This is a genomic window from Taylorella equigenitalis ATCC 35865 (genome assembly GCF_000276685.1).
GTDB lineage: Bacteria > Pseudomonadota > Gammaproteobacteria > Burkholderiales > Burkholderiaceae_B > Taylorella > Taylorella equigenitalis.
Genome location: NC_018108.1, coordinates 458,624 through 479,484, shown reverse-complemented (window position 1 = coordinate 479,484; position 20,861 = coordinate 458,624). Strand labels below are relative to the sequence as shown.

Below are 20,861 nucleotides of genomic sequence, written 5' to 3'. Positions count from 1 at the left end.
CAGTTCTACCAAATAACTTGCTAGCACAACTAGCGATCAATTTCACCAAATACAATATCTTGGGTTCCGATAACAGTAACCGCATCTGCAATCATATGACCACGGGTCATCTCATCGAAAGATTGCAAATGTACGAACCCAGGAGCCCTTATTTTTAAACGATAAGGCTTATTAGCTCCATCTGAAATTATATAGACTCCAAACTCACCCTTAGGATGCTCTACACAAGAGTAAACTTCTCCTTCAGGCACTTTAAAACCTTCGGTAAAAAATTTAAAGTGGTGAATTAAATCCTCCATCCCTGATTTAATAAGTTCACGCTTTGGAGGAGCAATTTTATGATTATCTACAATCACGGGACCAGGATTTTCCTTAAGCCATTTTACGCATTGGGCAATAATTTTATTACTTTCGCGAAGCTCGGCTATACGACACAAATAACGGTCATAACAATCACCGTTAACCCCTACAGGTGTCATAAACTCTAGCTTATCGTAAACCTCATACGGTTGCTTACGACGTAAGTCCCACTCTATACCACAACCACGCAACATAACCCCAGAAAAACCTAGAGCTTTAGCCCTTTCAGGTTCAACAATTCCAATATTAACTAGGCGCTGCTTCCAAATACGATTATCAGTTAAAAGTGTCTCATACTCATCAACGCATTTAGGGAATCTTTGGGTGAAATCCTCAATGAAATCGAGCAAAGAACCTTCTCGTGCTTGATTTAGACGTTTCATCTCACGGACATTTCTATATTTGGAATCGATTTCATGCTTGGGCATGGTCTCAGGCAAATCTCGATATACACCACCTACACGATAGTAGGCAGCATGCATACGAGCTCCAGATACCGCTTCGTAACAATCCATCAAATCTTCGCGCTCTCTAAACATGTACAGCATACCAGCCATGGCACCCACGTCGAGAGCATGAGATCCTAAACTCATAAGATGATTGAGAATTCGCGTAATCTCATCGAACATCACACGAATATACTGAGCACGAATCGGAACCTCTATACCAAGAAGTCGCTCAATCCCCATAACATATGCATGCTCATTACACATCATGGACACATAATCAAGACGATCCATGTATGGCAATGTTTGTAAAAACGTCTTAGACTCTGCAAGCTTCTCTGTACCCCTGTGCAGTAAACCTATATGGGGATCCGCTCTTTGTATAACCTCACCGTTAAGTTCAAGAATTAGACGAAGCACACCATGTGCTGCAGGATGTTGAGGTCCAAAATTAAGAGTATAGTTTTGTAATTCAGACATTATCTATACCTCCATATCCCTCTTCGCGAATAATGCGAGGTGTAATTTCACGAGGCTCAATTGAAACTGGTTGATATACGACACGATTTTGCTCCTCATCGAATATCATCTCAACGTAACCAGAAACTGGAAAATCTTTGCGTAACGGGTGACCGATGAATCCATAATCGGTAAGTATGCGACGCAAATCTGGATGCCCCTCAAACACGATACCGAACATATCGAAGGCTTCACGCTCAAACCACCCAATATTTGCCCATACATCAGTCAAAGAACGGACCATAGGAAGCTCGTCATCTAGAGCAAAGGTTCTAACACGGACACGACTATTATGCACTGTACTTAAAAGATGCAGAACTACGGCATATCTATTAGGAAATTTACTAATCGTAGAGTTCCCTGGAAAACCATATTTAGAGTAATCAACCCCACACAAATCAACTGCGATATCAAACCGAAGATCTACATGATCCCTTAAGGTAATACAGGTTTGAACCCAATCGGAAGATGGTACATCAATAGTAATCTCATGTACATGTTCAACTATAGGGAATTTATCTCCTATACTCTGAATAAGGCTAGCTTTTAAATCTTCAATGTCCCTCATACTTTCCTCTATTTCTCTCTGGCAATAGTAAGCGTACGACGCATCTTATTTTGAAGTTGAAGCATACCGTATATTAAAGCTTCTGCAGTAGGAGGACAACCAGGCACATAAATGTCTACGGGAACAATTCGATCACACCCTCTAACAACGGCATAAGAATAGTGATAATATCCCCCACCATTAGCACAAGAACCCATAGATACAACCCATCTAGGTTCTGCCATCTGGTCGTAGACTTTGCGTAATGCGGGAGCCATCTTATTAGTAAGAGTACCTGCAACAATCATAATATCTGACTGTCTAGGACTAGGACGAAAGATAATACCAAATTGGTCGAGATCATATCTAGCAGCACCTGCATGCATCATCTCGACGGCACAACAGGCTAAACCGAATGTGACGGGCCACATGGATCCGGTACGCAACCAGTGCAATACAGAATCCGTAGAGGTTACTAAAAAACCTTTATTATTAGAGGTATCAGACATAAACTATTCCTGAATTAATCCCAATCCAATGCACCCTTTCTCCACTCGTAGACGAACCCTACAGTTAAGATGAAAAGGAAAAGCAGGGCTGTCCCAAAACCAACAAGACCAATATGATCATTTGCAATAGCCCAGGGAAATAGGAAAGCTAATTCTAAATCAAATAGAATAAAAAGAATGGCTACTAAGTAATATCTAACATCAAAGCGCATCCTAGCATCTTCAAATGCAACAAAACCACACTCGTAAGGTGAATTTTTTTCGGAATCAGGCTTATGAGGACCAAGCATAGCACCAGTAAAAACGAGAAAAGCTCCAAATACAGTTGCTATAACAATGAAAAGTAAAACAGGAAAATATTCTGCAGTCATAATTTGTAATTTATTTTGAAGCTGCTTGATTTTACCACTTATGGGGGGTAGTTAAAAGAATTTTATTTTAAATAAAATTATAAAAATACCCCCGAAATCTCGGGGGTAGACTATCTAATTATTTAAGAATAATTTAGATTAGAAACGGTGACGAAGACCAACTTTAACTTCTGAACTAGAGTCTGATCTAGCACCTTCCCAGTCGCCTTTAGTGTATGCATATGAACCTTGAACATAAACGTTAGTACGTTTAGATAACTTGTGTTCGAAACCTAAAGAGAAACCGTGACCCATAACTGTAGTGTTATCTACGTTATCGTTTCCAGTAGCATTACCACCCCAGTATTTGAAGTGAACTTTAGATGCTTCACCAACTGGTGCAGAAACACCAGCGAACCACATGTTAGAGATTGGTTCTGGATCGTTTGTTGGATGAGCTGGATCTACCATAACCTTAACGCCTAAAGGATTACCGTTAATCCAACCGTCCCATTGACGACCATAACCTAAGAACAACTCAACTGGTCCGAAATCGTATCCACCACCAATTGTAACTGCTTTAGCATCAGTTTTAGTTGTTACAGTGTTACCTGCTGCGTCAGTGTTTTTAACACGACCTGTTTCCATATCGAAAGCGACACCAAGTGATAGCTTGTTTTGAGTATAACCTAAACCGATACCGAAGTATGAGTCAGTAGTAACTACACGAGTAGCACCAACATTAACGTCTTGTTGATCTTTAATTTCTGCACGGCTGTGACCTACTTGGATACCAAATACTAAACCACCGTTATCGTTAGATAAGTATTTGACTGTAGGTAGTTTAGAAATACGATAAGATAAAGCACCGTGAGCATCACCAGCATCAGCTAGACCCCAATCTAAACCTTGAGAAATAATGTCATCAGCGATGTTGTTTTGTAGACCAACAGTTAAAGTACCGAAACCACCTTTAAGACCTAAGATAGCTTTACGATCAAATAATTTGTTATCTGCTAATTTTTTGTTAGTACCAACAACACCATCAAAACCTTGTTCTAATTGGAAGATAGCTGAAAGACCGTTTCCTAAGTCTTCAGAACCTTTTAAACCCCAACGAGAAGAACTTTGACCATTTACGATAGCACCAAAAGTTGAATCACGTTTTTCGCCACCGTTAGGACCTTCATAGCGATCAGTAGATTGAGAGTAACCGATACCAGCATCAATGCGACCGTATAGAGTTACAGAAGTTTTAGCTTCTACAGCACCAACGAAGCCAGCAAGTAGAGCAGCAACTAATAAAGTCTTTTTCATTTATAAATCTCCGTAAGATTTGAAAAACAGAGTAGCAAACATCTAAATACTTAAATATCTACAACCCTAAAAATTATCCCCGTTTGGGAAGTTAATGATATTCAAACAAATTTTAAGACTTCTTGCTAGTCTTTATTTAAAAAAAACCAAATAAATGTTGTTTTATGTGCAAAGATGAGACAAATATTTAGTTTTTTGTGATTTTTTTACAACCTGTGCATTCCTATGGAAAATTTGCTTATTCTCATTTAGAGCCTATAAAACTTAATAAATTACTTTAACTTTTAAAGGGAATTCAAATTGTAGAATCAGAAAACATTGCCAAAATGTTAATGTTGTAAAAAAACAAAAGCCCGCACAAGGCGGGCAAAAATACTTAGACTGGAAACTAGTCTACGAATTTAATGTTACCAATCATGATAGATTGGTGACCAGGGAATGTGCAGAAGTACTGATACTCTGTAGCTGGATCTAATTTTGAAACTTCAAAAGTCACTTTATCAGATTCACCACCGCCAATCATTTTAGTATGAGCGATGATACGAGCATCACCTTCTGGGATGTAATCTTTAGCTGGACCAGCTTTACCGCCGTCTAATGCAACTGCTTTAGAATCAGCTTTTTTAACTAGCACAAAGTTATGACCCATAGCTGCTTTAGGCATTTTACCTACATGTTTAAGTTCAACTGTGAAATCCTTGCAAGATTTGCTGATTTCGATTTCTTTTTTGTTGTACTGCATAGCATCGTTTGCTTCAAGAACTGTTGAACACTCAGCTGCAAAAGCTGGTGCAGCGAAAGCAGAAAGAGCAGCAACTAGAGCAAATTTTTTTAATGACATAATGTAACTCCTCTGAGTAAAAAGGGCTAAGCCCTAACTAAAGTCCTATTGGACTAACGAGATGATATTAACACATATATATGGGTTGCTTTTGGAAATCAATAAATTTTTTAGGCATTTTTTGTTGCTATAGATTTCCCTAATTTGGAATATGGATTGCATCACTTTGTATAACCCTATATAAAATAGGGATAAATTGCAAAAAGGTCATTTAGGAGGAAATATGTTTTATAAAAGTGATTTTGCTATTCGTGGTGAATCTTTCAATTTAGGGAATCCTTGGAACATTTTACGTATATGGTCTGGTTTAAGTTTTTTTCCACATGCATTGAGCAAGTGGGTGGATGGGGCGTTGAACCCTGGTACTTTGAGCTTTTTCGCAAAGGCTGGATTTGAGCCAGCTTCTACTTTCGTGATTATTGCATTTATAGCAGAGATGCTTGCAGGGATTGCTTTGGTGTTGGGAATTGCCACAAGGTGGGCAGCTATCGGGGGTGCTGCTGTGCTGTTCTTAGCTGCCTATGCCCTTGTAACCGTCAAAGGATTTGCATGGACATGGAACGGGGGTGGTATTGAGTACCCTATATTTTGGGGTATTACTTTACTAATGATTGCTTTTAACGAATTCAAAACCCGTAAATATTTAGGCAGAGATTTGTATACCAATAATGGTTTGAGGTAGTGAGGTTATAGTGGGGTTCTTTTTTTTAGGAGAACCTCCTTTTATGTTGGTTCTTAAACCAAATGATGGCAATGTAAAATTATATTATTGTGAGATTATGATAATTGGGTGTTATCGAAATTTAATATGTTAGGTTATCGAATTGGATTGCCGTTTTGGAAGTCCTTTGCTAAGCTGGGTATTCCTCTAAGTTTACGTATTATTATCAAGCACGATGAAGAGGCTAATGTTTATTATGCCACTAGCCCTGACTTAAAATCTTTAATCGTTGAATCTGATACCATTGAGAATTTATTAAAAGAAATCGAATTAGTAATAGAGGATTTATTGGAAGTTTTCATAGGAAATTCTCAGACAAGGGCGAAACCTTCATTTATTTTTCCATCTAAAACCTCACTAGATAAACTTTAGAATTTTAATGATTTTTGTGTGCAGTTTGTGTGCAATTCTTGGTGCATTTTGTGTGCAATTCTTGGTGCAATTTTGGTGCAGTTTCATTTTTAAAATGCATAATTTATGCAATTTCAAGTATATTATTGGAACGTGCAGAACCTCTAAAACACTTGCAAATCAATAAGTTATGTAATGATTGTTAAAAGTGGATATTTTGACGATTAATGCGATTGGTGCACCCGGCGAGACTTGAACTCGCACGACCTGTGGTCACTACCCCCTCAAGATAGCGTGTCTACCAATTCCACCACGGGTGCTTTGAGGAATTTACTGAGGATTAGTTGGATTTATTAATGAATCCTTTTCGCTATCGGTTTTATTATCGCCTTCAGTTTTAATTTCTGGCTCTGACTTAGCTTCAGGCTCTGGTTTAACCTCAGTTTCAGGTTTAACTTCAGCGTTAACTTCAGATTCTGATTTTACATCGTCCTCTTTTTTGAGCTCAGCAGGAGTTTGAGTGTCAACAGAAGTTTTGTTTTCTTGAACTTCCTGAGTTTTGTTATCGGTATTTGGCTTGCTGTTGGTTTGAGGAATGCTTGGCACCGCATTGCCCGATTCTACATTGGTAGATCCAGTATCAGAGCCACCGTCAGCCTTGGGTACAGATGGCACCGCATTACCAGTCGTAGAATTACCCTCGTCACCACCAACCACTGCACTACCAGCAACACTACCAGCCCCAGGCACAACTGGTGTAGCGGAATAGCCTTCCATAACACTACCTCCGTCAGTTGGTTTTGGTGCCTTTATGCCACCTCCTGAGCTTACCCAAGCCAATCCCAAAGTTGATGCAAAAAATGCTACAGCAGCCCACTTAGTCATTCGAGAAAAGAAATTCGCTGACCCAGCCGCTCCAAATAAACTACCTGCAGAACCGCCGCCAAAAGACGATCCCATGTCAGCCCCTTTGCCCTGTTGCAAAAGAACTAAACCAATAATTGCTAATGAGCTAATTACTTGGATAACAACTAAAATAGGAAATAAATAAGATGACATAAATAAACTCTTTTAAGAAGATGCCTCAATAATGCTCAAGAACTCGTCTGGGTTCAAAGAAGCACCACCTACAAGGGCACCGTCAACACAATCTAAACTAAATAATTCTTTAGCCTGTTCGGGCTTAACACTGCCTCCATAAATAATGCGTATTGGATTACCCTCTTGACCTACTACCGACTGAATTTGCTTTCGAATATGTGAGTGCATCTCAAAAATTTGCTCACTATTCGCAATGATTCCTGAGCCAATAGCCCAAACTGGCTCGTAAGCAAAGACACAAGACTTAATAAGATCAGGTCCAAATTCAAGTATAGGCTGAAGTTGAACATCAATAGCATGCAAAGCCTGCCCAGCTTCTCGAAGCTCAAGGCTCTCACCCAAACAGACGATAGGCGTAATACCATAATCAACTGCCATCTTAGCCTTTAGGCCTACAACAGCAGTACTTTCAGAATGAGTAGCCTTACGCTCGGAGTGACCTACAATAACCCAATCACATCCAAAATCTCTAAGCATCTCAGCCGAAACATCACCCGTGTGAGCGCCATTTTGATTAAAACTTAAATCCTGAGCCCCTAAAGAAATCGGATCAAATGAATCAGCACCATCCATCGCTAAAATATCGCGAACTTGATGAAGATAAGGGAATGGAGGGCAAACAACCACCTCTTGCTTTATAGGCAGTGACCACAAAGCAATACCGTCTAGTAGTGCTGACAAAAGGGTATGATTGGCTTGTATACTGCCATTCATCTTCCAATTTCCAACTATAAGAGGTATGGTTAATGCATCCAAGATTAAACCCAATTTAGTAAATTTTTTAAAATGTAATCTATTATTTTAAATTACTTAACTAAAAAAAACCATATTTTAGCTAAATATGTAATTACTTATGTGGGGAAATATGCATATGCATAAGCTTAGCTGTGGGTCCATAGGAGGAAAGATCGAAAGCAAGGGCATTGCCATCAATTAAATTGAAACCATACCTAGCCCAAAGGCGGTCTGCTCCTTGGACTGCAACGAGATATGCTTCTGAAACTCCCTGTGAATGAGAGACTGCTAGCTCATGGTCCAAAAGCATAGTTGAAATGCCTTGACCCCTGCAATCAGGCGACACAACCATATCATGAAGGAAAAGCACAATCTGACCTGCATTCTGAGCCTTCGTCTGACCTGCATTCTGAGCCTCATTCCAATCTGCGAGCGTGGACTTTTTTATAACCTGACCAAGGCTAGGTATATTGCATATATCCTCAATTATCGCAAGAAGATATGCACAAATTATGCCCTTATCGTCTTCCACGACCCAGCAATTTTGCGGACTGTGGGAGATGCGAGATTGAAACGTTTCCCTACTTTCGTGCAGATACTCAGGGTAGGCAATATGCTGTAAATCGAGAATCGAATCAAGGTCTTCGATTTGAGCGTTACGCAATTTCATCTGAAATTTTTAAAACTATTTTACCTATATGATTGCCTGACTCCATGTATTCATGGGCTTTTGAGGCATCTTGAAAATCAAAAACACGATCTATAACAGGTTTAATCATTCCCTTTTCTATTAGGGGCCACACTCGCTCTTTCAGTTCCTTAGCTATTTTGGCTTTGTATTCAACAGATCTTGGTCTTAATGTAGACCCAGTAAGAGTAACACGTTTGCGCATGAGCAAACCACTATTAATTTCAGCCCTACTACCACCTAATTGAGCTATAACAACTATGCGACCATCAATAGCTGCACATTTAATATCGCGATTTAAATATTCTCCGCTGACCATATCAAGTACAACATCTACACCATTACCGTCAGTAAGTTTCAATATTTCCTCAACAAAATCCTGAGTTTTATAGTTTATACCCTTGGTCGCACCTAAAGCCTCTATAGCGATTACACGCTCATCAGAACCCACAGTTACATACACCTTATGTCCTAGTGCAGTTGCAATTTGAATAGCAGAAGTGCCGATACCTGAAGCCCCACCATGCACAAGCAGTGAATCCCCAGTTTCCAAATGAGCTATATCAAAAACATTTGACCAGACAGTAAAATACGTCTCTGGCAAACTGGCAGCCCCAATAAAGTCTACTCCCTTGGGCAATGGCAGACAATTCGATGCAGGAGCTTTGCAATATTCAGCATATCCACCGCCTGGTGTAAGTGCGCAAACACGGTCGCCTATATGAAAACCATTGCCACCAAAATCGCCATCCACAATAACACCTGACACTTCAAGACCAGGCAAATCCGAAGCCCCATCTGGTGGCGGATATATGCCCATGCGCTGAAATACATCGGGTCTATTTACACCTGCAGCTACGACCTTAATTAAAACCTCTCCCGCTTCAAGTTGTGGCAATGCCCTCTCATTAACCTGTAGGACCTCAGGTCCACCAGCTTCAGAAATTTCAACTACCTTCATCAAGTTAGGAAGCATACCTAAACTTCTCCTGCAAAATGACATGCCACCATGCTTCCATCAACATCACGCAATACTGGCTCTTTTTGAGAACAGATTGGCTGAGCATGCGGACAGCGCTTATGAAATGAACAGCCAGAGGGAGGATTTATAGGGCTCGGAAGCTCACCTACAATTTTTATTTGCTCATATTTTTTTTCTGGATTTACTGAAGGCGTAGCAGATAGCAATGCCTTTGTGTATGGATGCTTAGGAAACGAATATAATTTTTCCTTAGGTGCAATCTCAACCGCTTTTCCAAGATACATAACAAGAACATCATCCGCCACATGCTCGACCACAGAAAGATTATGAGAAATAAACACATACGCAGTATGTAACTGCTCCTGAAGGTCCATAAACAAATTGAGCACCTGTGCTTGTATTGATACATCAAGTGCCGAAGTAGGCTCATCCGCAATAACAATTTTAGGATTTAGAATCATAGCCCTTGCTATGGCAATGCGCTGTCTCTGACCCCCGGAAAACATATGCGGATATCTGTAGTAGTGTTCAGGTCTAAGCCCAACAACCTTCATTATGTCATTTACACGTTCACGCCGTTGTGAGGCCGTCAAGTCAGTATTAATCAAAAGTGGCTCTGCAAGCTGCTCTCCAATTTTGCGTCGAGGATTTAGAGATCCGTATGGGTTCTGGAAAACCATCTGAACCTTTTTACGCATACCCTTTATCTGAGATGAATTATTAAAATCAATCTCTTCATTGTCCACCCACATCTGACCAGATGTAGGATGCTCAATCATAGTTAGTTGACGTGCGAGTGTGGATTTACCTGACCCAGACTCACCTACTACTGCCAGCGTTTTACCCGCTCTAAGTTCAAAACTAACACCATTTAGGGCTTTAACGGTAGCATTGCCTTTAAATAGCCCCAATCCAACTTCATAAAATTTTGTGAGGTCCTGAACTTTTAAAACGACAGGAGGTTGTGTATTATTAGACATTTTGAACCTCCATAGTATTTAGATCAATTTTAGATTCGCCCCTCACATCTATAAGAGGCTTGATACATCGAACCACCCGATCCTTACCGTATGTTAGAGGCACCTTGTGGTGTAAACAGTTCTCCTCAACATATGGGCAACGAGGGGAAAGTAAACATCCTTTTGGTCTATCGTACTGACCTGGCACAATGCCTGGCAATGTTTTTAATCGCGACGCTCCTTGACTTGCTTCTGGAATAGAAGCAAGCAAAGCTTCCGTATAAGGATGGGCTGGCCTGTAAAACGTGTCTGGAACTTTACCTAGCTCAACTTCTTGACCTGCGTACATAACACAGACTTTTTGTGCTATCTCAGTAATAACTGCCAAATCGTGAGTAATAAGAATTAAACCCATATTGTTATTTTTTTGGAGATTAAGAAGTAGCTCCATAATTTGTGCCTGAATCGTTACATCGAGAGCAGTTGTAGGCTCATCGGCGATAAGCAATTTAGGTTCACAGGCAATCGCCATAGCAATGGCTACGCGTTGGCTCATACCGCCAGATAATTGATGTGGATATGCTTCGAGACGAGACTCAGGCTCAGGAATTTCAACAATCTTCATAAGTTCCACTGCACGATTATGAAGAACCTTGCCTTTAAGACCCATATGAAGTTTCAAAACTTCCTTAATCTGAAAGCCCACCGTGAAGCTAGGATTTAAAGCGGTCATCGGATCCTGAAATATCATGGCAACATCTTTGCCAATTATTTTCCTTCTATCTTTATTGCTAATATTAAGCATATCCTTACCGTCAAATCGAATACGATCCGCAGTAATTTTTCCTTGCGAAGCTAAAAGCCCCATAAAAGCCATCATCGTGACCGATTTGCCAGACCCTGATTCACCAACAATACCAAGAATTTCTCCATAGTCCATGTTGATACTTAAACCATCAACAGCATAGAAAGGTTTTTGCTCTGTACCGAACCTTACTGATAAATTTTCTATTTCTAATAATGACATCGTGAATCCCAGTAATTAAGCAGCCTGTTTAAGTTTTGGATCTAGTGCATCACGTAAACCATCACCCATAAGATTAATCGCAATTACAGTTAATAAAATTGTAAGCCCAGGGAATGTAACCACCCACCATGCTCTTGATATGTAGTCACGGGCAGTGGCAAGCATAGTACCCCATTCAGGAGATGGAGGTTGTACCCCTAGCCCCAAGAAGCCTAGGGCCGCCACATCCAAAATTGCAGATGAGAAGCCAAGAGTAGCTTGAACGATAATCGGGGCCATACAGTTTGGAAACACTGCCACAAACATCAATCTAAAAATGCTAGCACCAGATAATTTAGCTGCAGTAACATAGTCTTTATTTAATTCACTAATTACTGACCCACGTACTAAACGTATATAACCTGGCAGACCTACAACAGCAATTGCAATCATGGCATTCACAATTCCAGGACCCATTATTGCCATAATAGCAATGGCAAGCAATACTGAAGGCAATGCCATCATAATATCAGCAAAACGCATAATAAGCTTACCTAGCACTTTAGGATAAAAACCTGCAAGTAGTCCTAATATCACACCAGGAATAAGCGTTAATACAACGGCACAGATACCGATAAAAAGAGATAACCTACCACCATGTATGATACGGGAGAGGATATCACGACCCGCTTCATCAGTACCTAAAATAAATTGAGAAGTCCCACCCTCTTGAAAAACTGGAGGCTGCAACATATGATCCCTAAACTGCTCCACAGGACTGTAGGGAGCAACATATGGTGCAAATATTGCGACCAAAATCATAAGTAGCAAAAACAGAAGGCCAATCACTGCACCTTTGTTTTTGAAAAAATGATTCAAAAAATCTTTTAAAGGAGAAGGATAATCAAAGGATTCTCGATTTTTCTCGATATCGGCTTGTACAGCCTCTCTTATATCAAGTGCCGAGCTTTTGTTTTGTACGGGCACAGATGTACTTGTATGCCCAGATGTAGGCACAGAATTAGATGCAGGCACAGGATTGGATACTGGCACAGATCCAGATGTAGACACATGCTCGGATACGGTTATAGGCACAGTAGCTGATTCGGATGCAGGCACAGTATTAGTCTCGTTATTATTCATCTTATACTCCTACTTTGCGTGTCTCATGCGAGGGTTAACAATTCTATAAACTACATCTATAAGTAGATTAACAACAATAATTAGAACTGCAACTATCAATAAACCATTTTGAACTACTGGATAATCTCTACGAAAAATCGAGTCTACAAGCCATTTTCCGATACCAGGCCAAGAGAAGATGGTTTCTGTGAGGACCGCTCCGCCTAAAAGAGTACCAATCTGCAATCCAATAACAGTTACAACAGAAATTAGTGCATTACGCAATGTGTGCACAAAAATAACTCGACGAGGAGATAGGCCTTTAGCTCTCGCAGTGCGAACATAATCCTCACCCATAACTTCAAGCATTGAAGATCGAGTCATACGAGAAATAACGGCAAGTGGAATAGTTCCTAATACTATGGTTGGCAATATCAAATGATGCACCGCATCAAGAAATGCACCATCATTAAATTCATCTGCCCTCTCTGCCAAGAATGAATCTATAAGCATAAATCCGGTTACAGGAGGTACGTCATAAACAAGATCTAGACGTCCTGAAACAGGAGTCCATCCTAAGTAGCTTGAAAAAAACATAATAAGCATCAAACCCCACCAGAAAATAGGCATAGAATATCCAGTAAGTGATAATCCCATAACACCATGATCTAGAATTGAACCTCGCTTAACAGCCGCTAGAACTCCAAGTAGTATCCCAAATACAGTTCCAAAAATTAATGCCATAATCCCTAGCTCTAATGTGGCTGGAAATAGGGAAGTAAATTCATCCCAAACACTTGTTGATGTGACAAAAGATTTTCCAAAATTACCAGAAAATAAATCGCCTAAATAGTTAAAGTACTGCACATATAAAGGCTTGTCCAAACCCAATCGTTCAATCATGCTTTTATAAACTTCAGGATCTGCCGATCTCTCACCCAATGCGATTTGAACCGGATCACCAGGTATGGCATGAATCAAAAGGAAGGTTAGAATTGTAATAGCAAAAAATGTGGGGATAAGGAGAAGAATCCTCCTAACAAGGAATGCAAACATCAAGTAATTCCAAAAAACTAACGCCGATAAGTATACAGCCTCAAAGCGGAATCTATATCCACCTTGAGGCTAACTAAGTATAACTACTAATACAAATTTATAAGAAATAATATTAGATATTTCTATTATTTAATACTTACACCATTAAACTCAAAAGCTCCAAACGGACTGATTTTGAAGCCTTCAACTTTTTTACTCATAGGTACACTAACGATAGAAGTAGCGATAGTTGAGCTAGGAGTTTGCTCATGAAATACCACTTGAGCTTTTTGGTATAACTCAGTACGTTTAGCAGTATCAGTATTAGAACGAGCTTCTGTGATTAGCTTATCGAAATCAGCATAGCAGAAGCGTGCATAGTTCGAACCACCTACAGCATCACACGAAGCTAGATTACCCAACCAATTGTCTGGGTCCCCGTTATCCCCTGTCCAACCAGCCATAACCACTTGGTGTTCACCATTTTTAGCACGTTTTAGATACTCACCCCATTCATAAGTTTTAAGAGTAACTTTAACGCCAATTTTAGCCCAGTCTGATTGAACTAACTCACCCATCAAGCGACCATTTGGATTATATGGACGAGAAACTGGCAATGTCCAAAGTGTTAACTCAAAACCATCAGGATAGCCCGCTTCAGCAAGAAGTTTTTTCGCACCTTCAACGTCATAGTCGCGAACTTTAACATCTTTGTTAAATGACCATTGAGTTTCAGGCATAAGATTTGGAACCAATTGACCTTGGTCTGCGTAGACAGCATCAAGAATTGATTTCTTATTAAGAGCCATATCTAATGCGATACGAACTTTAGGATCTGAAAATGGCTTTTTCTCTGTGTTATAAGCAATGTACCCAACATTGAAACCAGGGCTTTGCATAACTTTTAATTTATCGTTCTTTTTCATCTCTGCCACATCATTTGGAAGTGGTTGAGACATGATATGGCATTCACCCGCTTTTAATTTTTGAGCACGAACTGATGGGTCTTTTGTAATAGCAAAGATTAGGTTATCCACTAAAGGCATATCGTCTTTGTCCCAATAGTCTTTATTCGCTTTATAGCGGATTTGTGCATCTTTTTGGTAACGAACAAAAACAAAAGGACCTGTACCAATCGGTTGTTGGTTGATAAGCTCTGGTTTACCTTGCTTAACTAGTTGCTCAGCATATTCTTTAGAGTTAATAACTGCAAATGCCATCGCAAGTGTCTGAGTAAGAGTAGCATCTGGTTTATTAAGGGTCATCTTAACTGTGTAATCATCCACTTTTTCTACAGTTTTAATGATTTTGTCCAATGACATATCTGTGTAGTATGGGAATGATGCAGGGTATGCTTTATTAAAGAAATTATCTTTATTTGCCAAGCGATCGAAGGTAAATACTACGTCGTCTGCATTAAATTCACGTGTAGGCTTAAAGAAATTATTTGAGTGCCACTTCACTCCTTTACGCAATTTGAATGTGTATACAAGACCATCTTCTGAAACTTCATAACTTTCAGCTAATCCAGGACCTGATTTTGATTCACCGCGAGGAAATGACAATAGGCTATCAAAAACATTACGACCTGAAGCATCATTATCCGTTCCAGCAGTGTATTGAGGCGTGTCGAAACCAGCTGGGCTACCTTCAGAACAATATACTAAAGTACCTCCAGCAGCACTAGCTACACCCGCAAATGCCATAAGCATCGAGGATAATAGAAATTTTTGTGAGATTTTTTTCATTTGTAAACTCCATTAAAAAATTATTTTAAGCTCACGCCGGTAAATTGAGTTGAACCGAATGGGCTGATTTTGAAACCTTCAACATTTTTACGCATAGGTGCATTAATAACTGAAGTAGCTATATTAGTTGTTATGACGTTTTCAAAGAATAACTCTTGAGCTTTTTTATAAAGCTCGGTACGTTTAGCAACATCAGTCTCTGATCGTGCTTCATCTAAAAGAGTCTGGTACTCTTTGATACATAGACGGGAATAGTTACTTCCACCTATGGCACTACATGATGATAGATTTCCTAGCCAGTTATCAGGGTCTCCATTATCCCCTGTCCATCCTGACATAACGATTTGGTGATCCCCTTCTTGAGCTCGTTTTAAGTACTCACCCCACTCATAAGTTTTAAGTGAAACCTTAACCCCGATTTTAGACCAATCTGATTGTATAAGCTCACCCATCAAACGACCATTTGGGTTATAAGGGCGTGATACTGGCAATGTCCAAAGCTCAATTTCAAATCCATTTGGATAACCAGCTTCTGCTAAAAGTTTTTTTGCTCCCTCCACATCATATGGACGGTTTTTAATTTTTTCGTTATAACTCCATTGAGAAACTGGCATTAAATTTGAAACTAACTCACCCTGACCTTGGAAAACGGATTTAAGTATTTCTTCCTTATTAATGGACATATCCAAAGCCTTACGCACTCTTACATCATTAAGAGGCTTTTTCTCTGAGTTATAAGCTAAATATCCCACATTAAATCCAGGTTGAGATAGAACTTTTAGATTAGAATCGGCTTTCATTTTATCGACGTCTGCTGGAAGTGGTTGGGCAATGATTTGGCACTCACCTGCATAAAGTTTCTGAGCTCTTACAGAAGGATCCTTTGTAATAGAAAATATTAAATTATCCACTAACGGCATATCGTCCTTATTCCAATACTCTTTATTAGCTTTATAACGAATTTGAGAGTCTTTTTGGTATCTCTGGAAAACAAATGGACCAGTCCCAACTGGAGCTTGGTTAATCATCTCTGCTTTTCCGTCAGCTAATAGCTTATCTGCGTATTCTTTAGAATAAATTGCAACTATAGGCATAGCCAAAGTTTGGATCAATGTAGCATCAGGCCTATTAACGGTTAATTTAATTGTGTAATCATCTACTTTTTCTACGGATTTGATGATTTTATCTAAAGCCATATCTGTATAGTATGGAAAATCTACTTTATAGGCTTTGTTAAATGGGTTTTCTTTATTACTTAATCGGTCAAAAGTGAATACAACATCATCTGCATTAAATTCACGTGTAGGCGTAAAGTAGCTAGTCGTATGCCACTTAACTCCTTTACGCAATTTAAAGGTGTAAATCAGCCCATCTTCAGAAACTTCATAACTTTCAGCTAAAGCTGGGACAGCCTTAGTCTCACCTCGTGGAAACATAAGCAGACCATTAAAAACATTATTAGAGGAAGCATCGAAATCAGTACCAGCCGAGTACTGTGCTCCATCAAACCCTGCAGGACTACCCTCAGAGCAATAAATTAGTGTTTTTCCTGCAGAATGGGCACCAAAGGAACTCATCGCTAAGACACAAACTAAAAACGACTTACTAAAATTTTTCATATGGCACCTCATTAAATAAAAAAACACTAAGTCTATGTGGCTTAGTGTTTTAATTTTAAATAAAGAGGTTACAAGTGTAACTATGAAAAACCCTTAATTAAGACTACTTATTTTGACCTTTAGCAATCTTTTCTATATTAAGAGCCCACATCTTAGGTCCTGAAGTATGAACTGAGTCACCATTAGAATCAACTGCGACGGTTACTGGCATATCCTTAACTTCAAATTCATATATAGCCTCCATGCCAAGATCTTCAAAACCAACAACCCTAGCACTTCTGACCGCTTTAGATACAAGATAAGCAGCCCCTCCGACAGCAATTAAATAAGCAGATTTGTGATTTTTAATACTTTCAATAGCTACAGGACCACGTTCTGCTTTTCCGATCATCGCAAGCAAACCTGTTTTGCTAAGCATGGTTTCGGTAAATTTATCCATACGTGTGGAAGTCGTAGGACCCGCAGGACCGACCGCCTCATCTCGTACAGGATCTACAGGACCAACGTAATAAATTACTCTGCCCTCAAAGTTAACTGGCAATGTCTCGCCTTTTGCTAGCATATCCTGAATTCGCTTATGTGCGGCATCGCGTCCAGTGAGCATCTTACCTGAAAGAAGCAATGTCTGACCAGGCTTCCAGCTAGCAATCTCCTCACGAGTTAACTCATCTAAATTCACTTGCTTAGATTTGTTATAGTCAGGAGCCCACTCTACATCTGGCCATAAATCTAACGATGGTACTGGCAACTCTGCCACCCCTGAACCATCCAATACAAAATGAACGTGCCTAGTCGCTGCACAATTAGGTATCATGGCAATAGGCTTAGAAGCAGCATGGGTTGGAAATGTCCTGATTTTTATATCAAGAACTGTGGTCAAGCCCCCTAATCCTTGAGCACCGATACCGAGAGCATTAACCTTTTCGTATAACTCAATGCGAAGTTCTTCAAGTTTATTTTGCGGACCTCGAGCGAGAAGTTCGTACATATCGATATCTTCCATAAGAGCCTGCTTAGCCATAAGCATAGCCCTCTCTGCTGTGCCACCAACTCCAATACCCAACATCCCAGGAGGACACCAACCTGCACCCATGGTAGGAACAGTGCGTAAAACCCAATCCACAATATCATCACTAGGATTTAACATGGCAAACTTAGATTTATTTTCAGAGCCACCACCCTTAGCAGCAACTTGCACATCCACAGTAGAACCTGGTACTAGCTCTACGTGCAATATACAGGGAGTATTATCCTTAGTATTTTTACGCTCAAAAATCGGATCATCCAAAACCGATAAACGCAATTTATTTTCTGGGTTTAGATAGCCACGTCGTACACCCTCATCGCAAGCCTCTTGCAATGTACCCTTAAGCTCAAAACGCACATCCATCCCAACTTTCATAAATACGTTCACGATTCCCGTATCCTGACATATCGGTCTATGCCCTTCAGCACACATACGTGAATTAGTAAGAATCTGGGCAATAGCATCTTTTGCAGCTGGACTTTCTTCGCGCTCATACGCACGTGCAAGATGCTGCAGATAATCCTGTGGGTGATAGTAGCTTATAAATTGAATTGCATCTTCAATCGACTGTATAAGATCCGCTTCTTTGATGATTGTGGACATAAAAAACTCCTGAATAGCCCTATATTATAGCTATTTAACTAGGGTAATCGCAAAGCCATCCCACCCTTTTTGCCCAATGGTTTGTAGCAAAGTTGAATCTAATCGTGAGTCATCGTGAAGCATTTGAATAAACCTTCTTATACCACGAATATTAGGAGCATTATCCGTGCCGTTGACTACCTTTCCGTCACGCACCATATTATCTGCCACTACTATCGCCCCCTTACGTAGCAAAGGCATACACAACTCAAGATAATCTGCATTATGTTCCTTATCCGCATCGATAAATACAAAATCAAAAGGTTCAACTTCACCACTTTTCATGTTCTTAAGTGAATCCATTGCCCGACCTTCAATTAAACGCACCTTATCAGTCACACCTGCCATTTCAAAGGTTTGATGTGCTATCTCTATAAAATTAGGATCAAAATCAAGTGTCACAATTTGCCCTTTGGTTGGCAATGCTAACGCCATCCAAACTGTGCTATATCCAGCCAATGTTCCAATTTCAAGCACCCTACGTGCACCAGAAATACGAATCAAAAAGTTCAAAAACTTACCGTGGTTAGGAGGAACATTTATACCTGGCAAACCAAGTGACTTATGAAAATCAAGTATTGCACTCATCTTCAAATCATCAGTTTCGCCATGCAATTTCTCAAATATAAGCTCATCAACTTGATCGGGGAGCTCTGATTCCATAATACGACTACGCATTATGTGCCACCCTCCAAAGTAAAGTTTCACCCGCCCCCAATGGAACAATCTTTTGTTTTTCAACTTCAATCACTTGAGGTATAGTCTGAGCATAATCAGTATTTATGACCTTTTCAAGCTCAATATAATCCGAATTAACGGGTAATCCATAAAAACTAGGTCCGTGTATACTTGCAAATCCCTCTAACATATCCAATGCATTCGCACTTTCAAACGCAGTTGCATACAACTCCATGGCATGATATGCACTATAACAACCCGCACATCCACATGACGACTCCTTACGATCTTTATAATGTGGAGCGGAATCAGTACCGAGGAAAAAGCGTGCATTGCCACTCGTAGCAGCTTCCATAAGGGCCATGCGATGTTTCTCACGTTTCAAAATCGGAAGGCAATAATAGTGCGGCCGCACCCCACCCACAAAAATTGAATTGCGATTATATAAAAGATGCTGCGGTGTAATAGTAGCAGCTATCCCATCTTCGGAATCCCGCACGTACTGGGCACCTTCGCAGGTAGTGATATGTTCAAACACAATTTTTAATGCTGGAAATGCTTTTCGTAACGGTATCAACTTTCTATCGATAAAAATCGCTTCCCTATCAAAGATATCAACATCTGGATCAGTCACTTCACCATGTACAAGCAGTGGCAAACCCAATTCCTGCATTTTCTCAAGCACGTGCTTGCAATTTGCAAGTAAATCAGTAACACCTGCATCAGAATTAGTCGTCGCACCTGCAGGATAAAGTTTAAATGCATATACGTCTCCAGATTCTTTTGCAGCAATCACTTCAGATACAGGGGTATTATCAGTCAGATAAATGGTCATAAGTGGACGAAATGTTTCATCAACCCTCAAAATCCTTTGCTTGTAGTCATGAGCCAAAGCAACTGTTGTAATAGGTGGCTGAAGGTTTGGCATCACGATGGCACGGGCGAATTGACGGGAAGTATGGGGCAATACAGCTCTTAACAATTCACCATCACGCAGATGTAGATGCCAGTCATCTGGACGAATAATTTTTAATGTTTTTGCGATTTCCTGCATTTTTAATATAAACTCAATATAGAATTATTTTTAATCTAAACACTATTTTAAGTAGGGAATTCAAAATGACCACTAAAACTAAAGCAAAATCTTCTGAAAAATCAGCTCCTAAAAAAGTAAACTCTGCATTTATGAAACCATTAACACCAAGCAAAGAGCTTGCTGCGGTTGTGGGCGATAAACCATTGCCACGTACTGAAGTTACTAAAAAAGTTTGGGAGTACATCAAATCTAAAGATCTTCAAGATGCGAACAATCGCCGTAACATTAATGCAGACGACAAACTTCGCCCAATCTTCGGTAAAGATCAAGTTAACATGTTTGAGATGACTAAACTAATCAGTGCTCATTTGAAATAATTGATTTGCTCCAAAAAGTCTCGGATCTGGACCATTCTGGATTTGAGACTTTTTTTATGGGCATTTATATGGGAGTTTGCTTGAGGCTTTATGATAGCTACGAACCATAATTAGCAACGAATCTTAATTTACGGGGTGTAAAATA

At 39.8% G+C, this 20,861-nt stretch carries 21 protein-coding genes, 1 tRNA gene and 1 pseudogene; 3 read left to right on the top strand and 20 right to left on the bottom strand.

What is annotated here, in order from left to right:
* Positions 1-29: 29 nt before the first annotated feature.
* The 6 genes from KUI_RS02210 to azu form a co-directional block, all read right to left on the bottom strand.
* Positions 30-1,286 carry an NADH-quinone oxidoreductase subunit D gene (locus KUI_RS02210; protein ID WP_013522206.1) on the bottom strand — a complete coding sequence of 419 codons (1,257 nt, stop codon included), beginning with the start codon at positions 1,284-1,286 and terminating at the stop codon, positions 30-32.
* Positions 1,279-1,893: an NADH-quinone oxidoreductase subunit C gene (locus KUI_RS02205; RefSeq protein ID WP_013522205.1), complete on the bottom strand. Its 615-nt coding sequence runs from the start codon at positions 1,891-1,893 to the stop codon at positions 1,279-1,281. The genes KUI_RS02210 and KUI_RS02205 overlap by 8 nt, the downstream gene beginning before the upstream one ends.
* 8 nt (positions 1,894-1,901) lie before the next feature.
* Positions 1,902-2,381 carry a NuoB/complex I 20 kDa subunit family protein gene (locus KUI_RS02200; protein WP_013522204.1) on the bottom strand — a complete coding sequence of 160 codons (480 nt, stop codon included), beginning with the start codon at positions 2,379-2,381 and terminating at the stop codon, positions 1,902-1,904.
* A 14-nt stretch (positions 2,382-2,395) separates the two neighbouring features.
* Positions 2,396-2,752 (bottom strand): NADH-quinone oxidoreductase subunit A, encoded by a 357-nt coding sequence (locus KUI_RS02195; protein WP_013522203.1) that lies wholly within the window; start codon positions 2,750-2,752, stop codon positions 2,396-2,398.
* Between the two features lie 138 nt (positions 2,753-2,890).
* Positions 2,891-4,048, bottom strand: coding sequence for a porin (locus KUI_RS02190; protein ID WP_014840207.1), 1,158 nt, complete (start codon positions 4,046-4,048; stop codon positions 2,891-2,893).
* A gap of 388 nt (positions 4,049-4,436) precedes the next feature.
* A complete protein-coding gene (gene azu, locus KUI_RS02185) occupies positions 4,437-4,889 on the bottom strand; it encodes an azurin (protein WP_013522201.1) in 453 nt (150 codons plus the stop codon).
* A gap of 223 nt (positions 4,890-5,112) precedes the next feature.
* Here azu and KUI_RS02180 point away from each other — a divergent pair, with 223 nt between their 5' ends.
* Together KUI_RS02180 and KUI_RS02175 are read left to right on the top strand one after the other, a co-directional pair.
* A complete protein-coding gene (locus tag KUI_RS02180) occupies positions 5,113-5,571 on the top strand; it encodes a DoxX family protein (RefSeq protein WP_174263866.1) in 459 nt (152 codons plus the stop codon).
* Positions 5,572-5,697: 126 nt separating this feature from the next.
* On the top strand, positions 5,698-5,982 hold the full coding sequence (locus KUI_RS02175; RefSeq protein ID WP_014840205.1) for a DUF1902 domain-containing protein: 285 nt from the start codon (positions 5,698-5,700) through the stop codon (positions 5,980-5,982).
* A gap of 213 nt (positions 5,983-6,195) precedes the next feature.
* On the opposite strand, the gene KUI_RS02170 is transcribed toward KUI_RS02175, so the two are convergent.
* From KUI_RS02170 to pyrC, 14 genes and pseudogenes are all read right to left on the bottom strand, one after another.
* Positions 6,196-6,281: transfer RNA gene (locus tag KUI_RS02170), tRNA-Leu, on the bottom strand.
* A 504-nt stretch (positions 6,282-6,785) separates the two neighbouring features.
* Positions 6,786-7,020: pseudogene (gene secG, locus KUI_RS08435) on the bottom strand (preprotein translocase subunit SecG); the annotation flags it as partial.
* A gap of 12 nt (positions 7,021-7,032) precedes the next feature.
* Positions 7,033-7,818 carry a triose-phosphate isomerase gene (gene tpiA / locus KUI_RS02160; protein ID WP_225972004.1) on the bottom strand — a complete coding sequence of 262 codons (786 nt, stop codon included), beginning with the start codon at positions 7,816-7,818 and terminating at the stop codon, positions 7,033-7,035.
* 91 nt (positions 7,819-7,909) lie between these two features.
* Positions 7,910-8,467, bottom strand: coding sequence for a GNAT family N-acetyltransferase (locus KUI_RS02155; RefSeq protein WP_013522196.1), 558 nt, complete (start codon positions 8,465-8,467; stop codon positions 7,910-7,912).
* Complete coding sequence (locus KUI_RS02150; RefSeq protein ID WP_044954034.1) at positions 8,454-9,446, bottom strand: NAD(P)H-quinone oxidoreductase; 993 nt, start codon at positions 9,444-9,446, stop codon at positions 8,454-8,456. The genes KUI_RS02155 and KUI_RS02150 overlap by 14 nt, the downstream gene beginning before the upstream one ends.
* 17 nt (positions 9,447-9,463) lie before the next feature.
* On the bottom strand, positions 9,464-10,447 hold the full coding sequence (locus KUI_RS02145; protein WP_013522194.1) for a peptide ABC transporter ATP-binding protein: 984 nt from the start codon (positions 10,445-10,447) through the stop codon (positions 9,464-9,466).
* A complete protein-coding gene (locus KUI_RS02140; protein WP_013522193.1) occupies positions 10,440-11,453 on the bottom strand; it encodes an ABC transporter ATP-binding protein in 1,014 nt (337 codons plus the stop codon). Before KUI_RS02140 ends, KUI_RS02145 begins: the two co-directional genes overlap by 8 nt.
* Before the next feature lie 15 nt (positions 11,454-11,468).
* A complete protein-coding gene (locus KUI_RS02135) occupies positions 11,469-12,575 on the bottom strand; it encodes an ABC transporter permease subunit (RefSeq protein WP_014840202.1) in 1,107 nt (368 codons plus the stop codon).
* Positions 12,576-12,584: 9 nt separating this feature from the next.
* The gene (locus KUI_RS02130) at positions 12,585-13,610 is read right to left on the bottom strand and encodes an ABC transporter permease subunit (protein WP_013522191.1); all 1,026 of its coding nucleotides are present in this window, start codon (positions 13,608-13,610) and stop codon (positions 12,585-12,587) included.
* A gap of 125 nt (positions 13,611-13,735) precedes the next feature.
* Complete coding sequence (locus tag KUI_RS02125; protein ID WP_013522190.1) at positions 13,736-15,337, bottom strand: ABC transporter substrate-binding protein; 1,602 nt, start codon at positions 15,335-15,337, stop codon at positions 13,736-13,738.
* Between the two features lie 20 nt (positions 15,338-15,357).
* Positions 15,358-16,956, bottom strand: a complete 1,599-nt coding sequence (locus KUI_RS02120; protein WP_014840201.1) for an ABC transporter substrate-binding protein — start codon at positions 16,954-16,956, stop codon at positions 15,358-15,360.
* Between the two features lie 103 nt (positions 16,957-17,059).
* Complete coding sequence (locus tag KUI_RS02115) at positions 17,060-18,586, bottom strand: fumarate hydratase (RefSeq protein ID WP_014840200.1); 1,527 nt, start codon at positions 18,584-18,586, stop codon at positions 17,060-17,062.
* Positions 18,587-18,616: 30 nt separating this feature from the next.
* Positions 18,617-19,303 (bottom strand): O-methyltransferase, encoded by a 687-nt coding sequence (locus KUI_RS02110; RefSeq protein WP_014840199.1) that lies wholly within the window; start codon positions 19,301-19,303, stop codon positions 18,617-18,619.
* Positions 19,296-20,357, bottom strand: a complete 1,062-nt coding sequence (gene pyrC, locus KUI_RS02105) for a dihydroorotase (protein WP_013522186.1) — start codon at positions 20,355-20,357, stop codon at positions 19,296-19,298. Before pyrC ends, KUI_RS02110 begins: the two co-directional genes overlap by 8 nt.
* Positions 20,358-20,422: 65 nt before the next feature.
* Between pyrC and KUI_RS02100 the strand changes: the two genes are divergently transcribed.
* Complete coding sequence (locus KUI_RS02100) at positions 20,423-20,716, top strand: SWIB/MDM2 domain-containing protein (RefSeq protein WP_013522185.1); 294 nt, start codon at positions 20,423-20,425, stop codon at positions 20,714-20,716.
* Positions 20,717-20,861 lie beyond the last annotated feature (145 nt).

Bases quoted from the DNA above. Each gene is read 5' to 3' on its own strand.
- KUI_RS02210 (WP_013522206.1), bottom strand. From the start codon at position 1,286: ATGTCTGAATTACAAAACTATACTCTTAATTTTGGACCTCAACATCCT.
- KUI_RS02205 (WP_013522205.1), bottom strand. From the start codon at position 1,893: ATGAGGGACATTGAAGATTTAAAAGCTAGCCTTATTCAGAGTATAGGA.
- KUI_RS02200 (WP_013522204.1), bottom strand. From the start codon at position 2,381: ATGTCTGATACCTCTAATAATAAAGGTTTTTTAGTAACCTCTACGGAT.
- KUI_RS02195 (WP_013522203.1), bottom strand. From the start codon at position 2,752: ATGACTGCAGAATATTTTCCTGTTTTACTTTTCATTGTTATAGCAACT.
- KUI_RS02190 (WP_014840207.1), bottom strand. From the start codon at position 4,048: ATGAAAAAGACTTTATTAGTTGCTGCTCTACTTGCTGGCTTCGTTGGT.
- azu (WP_013522201.1), bottom strand. From the start codon at position 4,889: ATGTCATTAAAAAAATTTGCTCTAGTTGCTGCTCTTTCTGCTTTCGCT.
- KUI_RS02180 (WP_174263866.1), top strand. From the start codon at position 5,113: ATGTTTTATAAAAGTGATTTTGCTATTCGTGGTGAATCTTTCAATTTA.
- KUI_RS02175 (WP_014840205.1), top strand. From the start codon at position 5,698: ATGTTAGGTTATCGAATTGGATTGCCGTTTTGGAAGTCCTTTGCTAAG.
- KUI_RS02155 (WP_013522196.1), bottom strand. From the start codon at position 8,467: ATGAAATTGCGTAACGCTCAAATCGAAGACCTTGATTCGATTCTCGAT.
- KUI_RS02150 (WP_044954034.1), bottom strand. From the start codon at position 9,446: ATGAAGGTAGTTGAAATTTCTGAAGCTGGTGGACCTGAGGTCCTACAG.
- KUI_RS02145 (WP_013522194.1), bottom strand. From the start codon at position 10,447: ATGTCTAATAATACACAACCTCCTGTCGTTTTAAAAGTTCAGGACCTC.
- KUI_RS02140 (WP_013522193.1), bottom strand. From the start codon at position 11,453: ATGTCATTATTAGAAATAGAAAATTTATCAGTAAGGTTCGGTACAGAG.
- KUI_RS02135 (WP_014840202.1), bottom strand. From the start codon at position 12,575: ATGAATAATAACGAGACTAATACTGTGCCTGCATCCGAATCAGCTACT.
- KUI_RS02130 (WP_013522191.1), bottom strand. From the start codon at position 13,610: ATGTTTGCATTCCTTGTTAGGAGGATTCTTCTCCTTATCCCCACATTT.
- KUI_RS02125 (WP_013522190.1), bottom strand. From the start codon at position 15,337: ATGAAAAAAATCTCACAAAAATTTCTATTATCCTCGATGCTTATGGCA.
- KUI_RS02120 (WP_014840201.1), bottom strand. From the start codon at position 16,956: ATGAAAAATTTTAGTAAGTCGTTTTTAGTTTGTGTCTTAGCGATGAGT.
- KUI_RS02115 (WP_014840200.1), bottom strand. From the start codon at position 18,586: ATGTCCACAATCATCAAAGAAGCGGATCTTATACAGTCGATTGAAGAT.
- KUI_RS02110 (WP_014840199.1), bottom strand. From the start codon at position 19,303: ATGCGTAGTCGTATTATGGAATCAGAGCTCCCCGATCAAGTTGATGAG.
- pyrC (WP_013522186.1), bottom strand. From the start codon at position 20,357: ATGCAGGAAATCGCAAAAACATTAAAAATTATTCGTCCAGATGACTGG.
- KUI_RS02100 (WP_013522185.1), top strand. From the start codon at position 20,423: ATGACCACTAAAACTAAAGCAAAATCTTCTGAAAAATCAGCTCCTAAA.